General features: G+C 68.5%; 6 protein-coding genes. 2 read left to right on the forward strand and 4 right to left on the reverse strand.

Features of this window, described 5'->3' with window-relative positions:
- Positions 1 to 1,004: 1,004 nt before the first annotated feature.
- Positions 1,005 to 1,925: a sugar phosphate isomerase/epimerase family protein gene (locus ACFVX6_RS40080; protein WP_389699522.1), complete on the reverse strand. Its 921-nt coding sequence runs from the start codon at positions 1,923 to 1,925 to the stop codon at positions 1,005 to 1,007.
- Positions 1,926 to 3,014: a Gfo/Idh/MocA family protein gene (locus ACFVX6_RS40085; RefSeq protein WP_389699523.1), complete on the reverse strand. Its 1,089-nt coding sequence runs from the start codon at positions 3,012 to 3,014 to the stop codon at positions 1,926 to 1,928.
- A 471-nt stretch (positions 3,015 to 3,485) separates the two neighbouring features.
- Between ACFVX6_RS40085 and ACFVX6_RS40090 the strand changes: the two genes are divergently transcribed.
- Both ACFVX6_RS40090 and ACFVX6_RS40095 read left to right on the forward strand, forming a co-directional pair.
- Complete coding sequence (locus ACFVX6_RS40090) at positions 3,486 to 5,333, forward strand: glycosyl hydrolase family 18 protein (protein WP_389699524.1); 1,848 nt, start codon at positions 3,486 to 3,488, stop codon at positions 5,331 to 5,333.
- A 237-nt stretch (positions 5,334 to 5,570) separates the two neighbouring features.
- Entirely contained in the window at positions 5,571 to 7,955 is a 2,385-nt protein-coding gene (locus tag ACFVX6_RS40095) for a chitinase C-terminal domain-containing protein (RefSeq protein ID WP_389699526.1), read from the forward strand.
- Between the two features lie 179 nt (positions 7,956 to 8,134).
- Here ACFVX6_RS40095 and ACFVX6_RS40100 read toward each other — a convergent pair whose 3' ends face one another.
- Together ACFVX6_RS40100 and ACFVX6_RS40105 are read right to left on the reverse strand one after the other, a co-directional pair.
- Positions 8,135 to 8,317, reverse strand: a complete 183-nt coding sequence (locus ACFVX6_RS40100; RefSeq protein WP_266902708.1) for a hypothetical protein — start codon at positions 8,315 to 8,317, stop codon at positions 8,135 to 8,137.
- A 226-nt stretch (positions 8,318 to 8,543) separates the two neighbouring features.
- The coding region (locus ACFVX6_RS40105) for a PucR family transcriptional regulator (protein ID WP_389699525.1) at positions 8,544 to 9,189 on the reverse strand (646 nt) is incomplete at its 5' end.

A 9,189-nucleotide genomic window follows, 5' to 3' on the forward strand; every position in this document is an offset into this window, starting at 1 on the left:
AGTCACTGCTGGAAGGCCGCCGACGGCGTTGATCCCGTTGTCTGGCGTTCGGGTTCTCATGCCGGGGGCTGACGCCGCACGCAGATGTAGGAGGCGTCTTCCTCTTCCGAAGGTCCCGAATGCACTGGTGGTTCGAAGCTGATCGTCGTGCGTGATTCAGTGCTCGAGGTAAAGCCCCGGTCGCTGAAGGGCATCGCTGACGGAAGCGGCGCTTTGACCGTGGTCGCGGGTGCGGCCGGCACAGGGAGGCCCGCCTGCTGGGTGAAGTACAGGAGCAGTCGCGGGACTCCGGGCTGCGGGTGCTGCTGCCGCGGGGCCTTCGGGGATCGTGCGCCGGCTCTTCGAGGTGGTACCGGCCGGCACCGGCCCGGCCGGGCGTGACGCCCTGCTGACGGGCCGGCATCCCAGGTGGCCGGGATCTTCACCGGATTCGTGGTGCTGCGGGAACTGTGGCCCGCACCGTCACCGCACGGGGCGTGCAGGCCGGCGCGGCCTACGCCAGGCACATGGTCGACCTCGGGCGCAGGTCCGTCTCGCACCTGGTCGCCGTCAGGATGACCCAACGCGCCGAGACCGAGCATCGTGCTCGGCTGAGCCGTTACGGTCCCGGGCTAGGGAGCGGCCTCGGGCGCGCCGTCGTTAGGCCGCACCGGCCAAGGGGCCTTAAAGCGACGCCCCAAGGAGTGCACTGGGCGGGTGTAACGGTGGGCGTTCCAGGGCGTAGCCCGCCACGCTCGGGTCGCCACAGCCGCTGCCGGCTGCGTTGGTGGAGACGGGAACGCCGCATCCGATCCGGCTCTGTGTGCGGCCACCGCACTGGCCTGCATCTGTCCCGGGGGGATCCGTAGCCGTACCTCGGCCGTTAGCCCAGCTCACCTGGGTGAACGCCGGGAACCGCGGGGCCACGGCCCGGTGATGGCCAGTGGTCGCCCCGCGGTTGTAGGTGCTCTCGTCTGCCGACGGGCCGGGCCTCCTGGGTGTTGGTGACAAGTGATCTCGGTGGGTCAGTGGACCAGTAGCGGTGCGAGCGTTCGGCGGGCGACGTGCAGGCCGGTGTAGATGCGGTCCTCGGTGCCGCCCCACACGGGGTCCTCGTGTTCCACCGACATGACGCCCTCGTAGTTGCCTTCGTACAGGACGTCGATCAGGCGCGCCCAGTCGACTTCGCCCAGGCCCGGGACCCGGTAGCGCCACCAGCCGACGTCCCACGGGTCGGTCCGGTTGACAGCCATTCCGGGGTATCCGTAGCGGTTGCGCTTCTCGGGAAAGACCTCGATGTCCTTGGCCTGCGCGTGAGCGACCTTGTCGACGTAGGGTCGCAGCGCCTCGACCGGGTCGATCCCCATCCACACCAGGTGCGAGGGGTCGAAGTTGAGGTACAGCCCGAGCGAGAACATCCACTCCCACAGCTCGGGCGAGTACGCGAGGTTTCCCGGATAGCCGTCGGGATGCCAGCCCTCCATCACACAGTTCTCGATGACGAGCTTGACGCCCAGTTCCCCGGCGCGGTCCACCAGCGGGGCGAAGACGCGCTCCGCCTGGCGCAGGTTCTGCGCCACCGTCGCACCGGGGTCGCGGCCGATGAAGGTGCCCACTGTCGGGACGCCGAGCTGCGCGGCGGTCTCGATGCAGGCCAGAACGTGGGAATTGACCGCGGACCGCTCAGCGGGGTCCGGGTGCAGGTTGTTGTCGTAGTAGGCGATCGAGGAGAGCGTGAGGTTGCGGTCATCGAACAAACGCAGCGTCGCCTCGGCGTCGGCGGCGCCGAACGACTCGGCCCGAAGGTGCGTGGCCGTGAACGGGCGGGCGCCGAGGTCGGGCCACGCCGCAACCTCCAAGGCCTGATACCCATGGGTGGAAGCCCAGTCGGCGACCTCGGGCAGGGTCAGCCGGGGCAGGCAGGAGGTCAGGAATCCGAGTTTCATCTAGAGCACCGTCACCCAGGAGTCGGTCCTCGCGGATTCGAGTACCGCCGCGGTCAGGACGGCTGCGCGGTATCCGTCAGCGAACGTCGGCAGTCCGTCCGGCACGTCGCCGTCGACCGCGGCGTAGACGTCGGCGACGAAGGCGTTGAAGCAGTCCTGGTAGCCCTGGGGGTGGCCCGGCGGAAGAACGTTGAAGCGCTGCGCTTCGGACGTGGTGTCCGCGCTGCCGCGCATCACCGTGAGATTGTGCAGCTGCTGTCCGACCCACAACGAGTCGGGGAGTTCCTGGTCGAAGGAGACCGAGGACTGGGTGCCGTCTATGGACAGCCACAAGCGGTTCTTCCGGCCGTGGGAGACCTGGCTGACCACAACGGAGCCGAGCGCACCCTGGTCCGTGTCGAAGAGCACCGTTGCGACGTCCTCGGTGCTGACCGCCGTGGTCTCGTTGGCGGCAGCACGCTCGGGGTGTGCGGTGAGCATCCGCGCCGACAGCCGCGCGATCCGGTGCCCGGTGGCGAATTCCACCAGATCGCACCAATGCACGCCGATGTCACCGAAGGCACGTGAGGACCCGCCCAGCTTCGGGTCCACCCGCCAGTTGTTGTCCTGCACGTTGGACAGCCAGTCCTGGAGGTAGGAGCCGTGCAGCAATCGCAGCGGCCCGGTGTCGCCACGTGCGATACGGCCGCGCGCTTCGCGAACAGCCGAATAGAACCGGTAGATGAACGGCACCGCCGCCACCGTTCCGGCGTCCGCTGCCGCCTGCACCAATTGCTGGGCGCTGGCGACGTCGGTCGCCAACGGCTTCTCACAGATCACGTGCTTGCCCGCGGCCAGCACCTTGAGGGCCAGTTCGGCGTGCAGGTGGTTTGGCGTGCAGATGTGGACGACGTCGATGTCGTCGGCCGAGATCAGTTCCTCGGCCGACCGTGCTGCGCGCTGTGCGCCCAGCCGGTCCCGAGCCTTGATCGCGCCCTCCGGGGTCGCGTCGGCGACTGCGACCAGGACCCCGCCCGCGGACCGCACTGCCCGAGCGTGGACCTCTCCGATGAAACCGGCACCAATGATTCCGGACCGTTGACCGTTCACGCTTGCCTCAAGCTCTCTCTGGTCGCGCCACGAGGGAGTGACCTAACCACTCCATTCCGCATATAGTGAGCAAGCTTATGTTCGTCAAAGACTTAAGTCAATCTCCGGCATTCCCGATACAGTCCCTGAGGTGCGGAAGGGGGGTGCCGTCCATAGGTCGGGCCGGCGCACGACGGGCGCCGCTCGTGCGCCGGAGGGTCGGCCGCCGGCGCCTCCGGGCGGGGGCGGCGGGCGGGGCTCGAGGTCGATGGGGTCACGCGCACTCGGTCGCCGAGAGGGTGAGCTGAGCGTCAACTCACTTTGAATTTAAGTTAGTTGAGCGTTCTGAATGAGACATTCCGTCAATGGTCTGGACCTCTTGACGAGATGGTCCAGACCTTTCTAGTCTCACCGCAGCACACGGCGAAAGGCCGCACAGTGCGCATCACGGACCACCCCCATGAGTTGCCGTCCGCACCTTGAGGAGCACCGTTGAACGCCCAATCCACGCCACGTCGTACCCGGTTCAGATCCAGGAGTGTCGCGGGCCTGACCGCGCTGCTGCTTCCGCTGGCCGCGATGGTCGGCCTGGCGGCCCCGGCCGAGGCCGCCACCTCGGCAACCGCCACCTTCAGCAAGCCCTCCGCCTGGGGCTCCGGCTTCGAGGGCAAGTGGACGGTGAAGAACACCGGCACCACCACCCTCACCACCTGGACCGTCGAGTGGGACTTCCCCTCCGGGACCACCGTCAGCTCCGCCTGGGACGCCGTCGTCACCAGCTCCGGCAACCACTGGAGCGCCAAGGACAAGGGTTGGAACGGGAGCCTCGCTCCCGGCGCCTCCGTCACCTTCGGCTTCAACGGCACCGGTACCGGTTCGCCCAGCGGCTGCAAGCTCAACGGCGGCTCCTGTGACGGAACCAGCACGCCCACCGACAGCGTCCCCACCGCGCCCGGCACCCCGAGCGCCTCCGACATCACCGACACCTCGGTGAAGCTCGCCTGGACGGCCGCCACCGACGACAACGGCATCAAGAACTACGACGTCCTGCGCGACGGCACCAAGGTCGCCACCGTCACCGACCCGGCCTACTCGGACACCGGCCTCACCGCCGGAACCGACTACTCCTACACCGTCAAGGCCCGCGACACCGCCGACCAGACCGGGCCCGCCAGCGAGGCACGCTCCGTACGCACCACCGGCGGCGACCCCGGCACGGGCACCGGCTCGACCGTCAAGCTGGGGTACTTCGCGAACTGGGGCGTCTACGGACGCAACTACCACGTCAAGAACCTGAAGACCTCCGGCTCCGCCGGCAAGATCACCCACATCAACTACGCCTTCGGCAACGTCAAGGACGGCAAGTGCGTCGTCGGTGATGCCAACGCCGACTACGAGCGGACGTACAAGGCCGAGGAGTCCGTCGACGGGGTCGCCGACACCTGGGACCAGCCGGTGCGCGGCAGCATCAACCAGTTGCGCAAGCTGAAGAAGGAGTACCCGAACGTCAAGGTGCTGTGGTCCTTCGGAGGCTGGACCTGGTCCGACGGCTTCGGCAAGGCCGTGCAGAACCCGGACGCCTTCGCGCAGTCCTGCTACGACCTGGTGGAGGACTCGCGCTGGGCGGATGTCTTCGACGGCATCGACCTCGACTGGGAGTACCCCAACGCCTGCGGCCTGACCTGCGACACCAGCGGCTCGGACTCCTTCAAGACCATGATGAAGTCCATGCGCGCAAAGTTCGGTACGAGCAACCTGGTGACCGCGGCCGTCACCGCCGACGCTTCCGAGGGCGGCAACATCGGCAAGGCCGACTACGCGGGCGCCGCGCAGTACATGGACTGGTTCAACGTGATGACCTACGACTTCTTCGGCTCCTGGGTGGACAAGGGCCCCACCGCCCCGCACTCCCCGCTCACCTCCTACGACGGCATCCCCAAGGCCGGCTTCAACTCCGCCGAGGCGATAGCCAAGTACAAGGCGAAGGGCGTCCCGGCCGACAAGCTCCTCCTCGGCATCGGCTTCTACGGCCGCGGCTGGACCGGTGTCACCCAGGACGCTCCCGGCGGAACCGCCACCGGAGCCGCCGACGGCACCTACGAGAAGGGCATCGAGGACTACAAGGTCCTCAAGACCTCCTGCCCCGCCACCGGCACGGTCGCCGGCACCGCCTACGCCCACTGCGGCACCAACTGGTGGAGCTACGACACCCCGGCCACCGTCACCTCCAAGATGACCTGGGCCAAGGACCAGAAGCTGCGCGGAGCGTTCTTCTGGGAATTCAGCGGCGACACCAGCGACGGAGAACTGGTCGGAGCCATCAGCAGCGGCTTGAAGTAACCGATCTCCCGCAGCGACGGTCCGCCCGCCGTACAGGCGGACCGCCGCTGCGGGTTCGGCCCGGGAGGTCCCGGCCGCCGCTTCACACCGCTCCCCCTTCACGCTGCTCCCATCCCCTCCCCCCTCGCGCACCCCTTCGGCGTGCGCCGACGCTCTCCTCTGGAGGAACGAGTGTTGATCCGACCCAAAGTCGTGCGGCGCCCCACCGCTGCCGGCCGACAGGCGTCCGGCAAGCGAGTGGCCTTCGCCTCCGCTGCCGCCGCGGCAGCGTTGGCCGGGCTCCTGATCGCCACCCTCGGAGCCGCACCCTCACAGGCCGCGGCTCCCGCCGACAACCAGTCGTGTCGCCCCGACGGCATGTACACCACGCCCGGCGTGGACGTCCCGTACTGCTCGGTCTACGACACCGAGGGCCGCGAGAAGATGGGCGCCGACCACCAGCGCCGCGTCATCGGCTACTTCACCGGCTGGCGCACCGGAAAGGACGGCACCCCCGCCTACCTGGTGAACAACATCCCCTGGGACAAGGTCACCCACCTCAACTACGCCTTCGGACACGTAGCCGCCGACAACAAGCTCTCGGTCGGCACGGACGGCCCGGACAACGCCGCCACCGGGATTACCTTCCCCGGCGTCACCGGGGCGGAAATGGACCCGGACTACGCCTACAAGGGCCACTTCAACCTGCTGAGCAAGTACAAGAAGCAGCACCCGGACGTCAAAACCATGATCTCGGTGGGCGGCTGGGCGGAGACCGGCGGCTACTTCGGTGACGACGGCAAGCGCGTCAACGCGGGCGGCTTCTACTCGATGACCGTCAACGCCGACGGCAGCGTCAACCAGTCGGGCATCGACACCTTCGCGGACTCCGCCGTCGACTTCATCAAGAAGTACGGCTTCAACGGCGTCGACATCGACTACGAGTACCCGACCTCGATGAAGGACGCCGGCAACCCGCTCGACTGGTCGATCGCCAACGACAAGCGCGGCTCCCTGGTCAAGGGATACGCGGCCCTGATGAAGACCCTGCGCGAAAAGCTGGACCGCGCGGGCGCCGCCGACGGCAAGCACTACATGCTCTCGATCGCCTCGCCGTCCTCCGGCTACCTGCTGCGCGGCATGGAGACCTTCCAGGTCACCCAGTACCTGGACTACGTCAACATCATGTCCTACGACCTGCACGGCGCCTGGAACAAGTACGTCGGCCCCAACGCCTCGCTCTACGACGACGGCAAGGACTCCGAACTGGCGGCAGCCAACGTCTACGGCACGGAACAGTACGGCGGCATCGGCTACCTCAACACCGACTGGGCCTACCACTACTTCCGCGGCGCGATGCCCGGCGGCCGCATCAACATCGGCCTGCCCTACTACACCCGCGGCTTCAAGAACGTCACCGGCGGCACCAACGGCCTGTGGGGCACGTCCTCGACCAGCACCTGTCCGGCCGGCTCCGGCCTGACCAGCTGCGGTGACGGCGCCTCCGGCATCGACAACCTCTGGCACGACAAGGACACCAACGGCGTCGAGTCCCCGGCCGGTTCCAACCCGATGTGGCACGCCAAGAACCTCGAGAAGGGGATCGTCGGCGACTACGTCACCAAGTACGGCTTCCCGGCCAACACCACGCTGACCGGCAGCTACGCCCGCAAGTACGACTCCACGCTGGTCGCGCCGTGGTTGTGGAACGACACCAAGAAGGTCTTCCTCTCCACCGAGGACGAGCAGTCCGTGGCCGCCAAGGCCGACTACGTCATCGACCAGGGCGCCGGCGGCACCATGATCTGGGAACTCGCGGGCGACTACCGCTGGGACGCCACCGCGAACGGGGGCGGCGGCCAGTACGTCTCCGGCTCCACGCTGACCACGCTGATGTACGACAAATTCAAGAACGCCACGGCGTACAACGCGACCCGCTCCACCCTCACGCTGCCGCAGCAGACCCTTCCCATAGACGTGACATTCACCGGCTTCGCCCTGGGCGACTCCAACTACCCCATCAACCCGAAGATCCACATCGTCAACAACTCGACGGTGAGCCTGCCGGGCGGTACCGAGTTCCAGTTCGACTACGCCAACTCGGCCCCCGGAAACGCCAAGGACCAGTCCGGCTTCGGCCTCAAGGTCATCCGCCAGGACCACGCCGCAGCCAACAACATCGGAGGGCTCAAGGGGACTTACAACCGGGTCTCGGTGAAGCTGCCGTCCTGGCAGGCCCTGACCCCGGGTGGTTCGGTGGACATCGACTTCACCTACTACCTGCCCGTATCGACCCCGGCCAACTGGACGGTCAACATCGGCGGAACCCTGTACGGCCTGACCGGCGACCTGACCCGCGGCGCGGCGGCCGGCGGCACCCCGTCCCCGTCCAGCAGTCCCTCCAGCTCGCCGTCGTCCTCCCCGTCGCCGTCCAGCAGTCCCTCCAGCTCGCCGTCGTCCTCCCCGTCCTCGACACCCGCCAGCTGCACCGCGCCGAGCTGGAAGGCCGACACGACCTACGCGACGAAGGGAACCAAAGTCTCCTGGAAGGGCCGCACCTACACGAACAAGTGGTGGAGCCTGAACGAGGACCCCTCCACCAGCGGCCAGGACGGAGTCTGGACCGACAACGGACCCTGCTGATCCCACAACCGGCAGATCGAGCACACGGATCGGGTACGCCGCGATCGTGCCGACGGGAAGGTGCACGTGCCACTCCGGGCGAGTCCTCCGCGACATCGCCCGGTTCGTACGAGTGGGAGCGAAGGGGCGTGAGGAGTCCTGCTCGATGGTGGGGTGCTCGCCGTGCCACGGGCGGGCGCTCAGCCGTGCTCGAACAGCTTGCGCCAGAAATTGTCGCGCACGTCGTTCAGCCAGTGGTTCCTGTTGCAGTGGAGCTTGGGCATCAGCAGGAAGCGCTGCGGTACGGGGCGCCGGCACCACTGGCACGGCCTCGTGCGCCGTGCCGACGAGGCCTGCGTCTGTGCGCTGTTCGTATCGACCATGGGTCCATTGAACCGCCCCGGGTGCCGTAAGTGCCCTGGGTCTCGTACTCAGTTGCCCGAGCGTTCGTACTCAGGCCGGGAGGCCGGGAGGCCGGGAGTCCGGGAGGCCGGAGACCGGCTCGGCCGACGAACTGATCCGGTCGAGGCTGACCGGCCTGCGGGGGCGTGTGCCGCCGGGGAAGGGCCGAGGCCGAGAGCCGGCCCGAAGGCACCTCCCCGTACGAGCTCAGGGCGTTGCCCCTTCCAGTGCCCGCAGCGCGAGCGCCCAGCCCAGCCGGGCCTCGCCGGATTCCGCCGACCAGCCGGTCAGTTCGGCGATGCGTCCGATGCGGCCTCGCACCGTATTGCGGTGGCAGTAGAGCCGCTCGGCGGTGCGGGAGGCCGAGCAGCCCTCGTCGAGCCAGACGCGCAGCGTCTCCAGCAGCACCGCCCGCTCGGAACCGCTGCGCAGCACACCCTCGAGATAGCGCCCCACCGTTCGTCGAGCGATCTCCGGGTCGGCGCAGAGCACGGCGTGCACCAGCCGGTCGTCGAGCGCCGCGACCTGTCCGGTGCCCGGCGGGAGGGTCGCGAGCGCACGCCCCGCCAGCCTCAGCCCCCGGTCGGCCGAGGTCAGCTCCTCGAACGGCGGCGAAATCCCCGCGGCGCCGCGCACCGCCCCCCGAAGGATCCGCGTCAACTCCTCGGGCGCGGTGGAGCCGAGCCGCACCAGGCCGGCGAGGACCTCCGTACGCGGCCGCCAGAACGACCACAGCCCGGCGGCGTCCAGGGCGGGCCCAGGCTCGGCCGGCGACGCCGGGTCCTGGGCGACGACGACCACGGCGTACAGGTCGCGCGACGGCACCCCGAGGGCCGGGGGGGGCCCGGCGGGC

This window comes from Streptomyces sp. NPDC058289, assembly GCF_042880975.1.
Classification (GTDB): domain Bacteria; phylum Actinomycetota; class Actinomycetes; order Streptomycetales; family Streptomycetaceae; genus Streptomyces; species Streptomyces stoeckheimensis.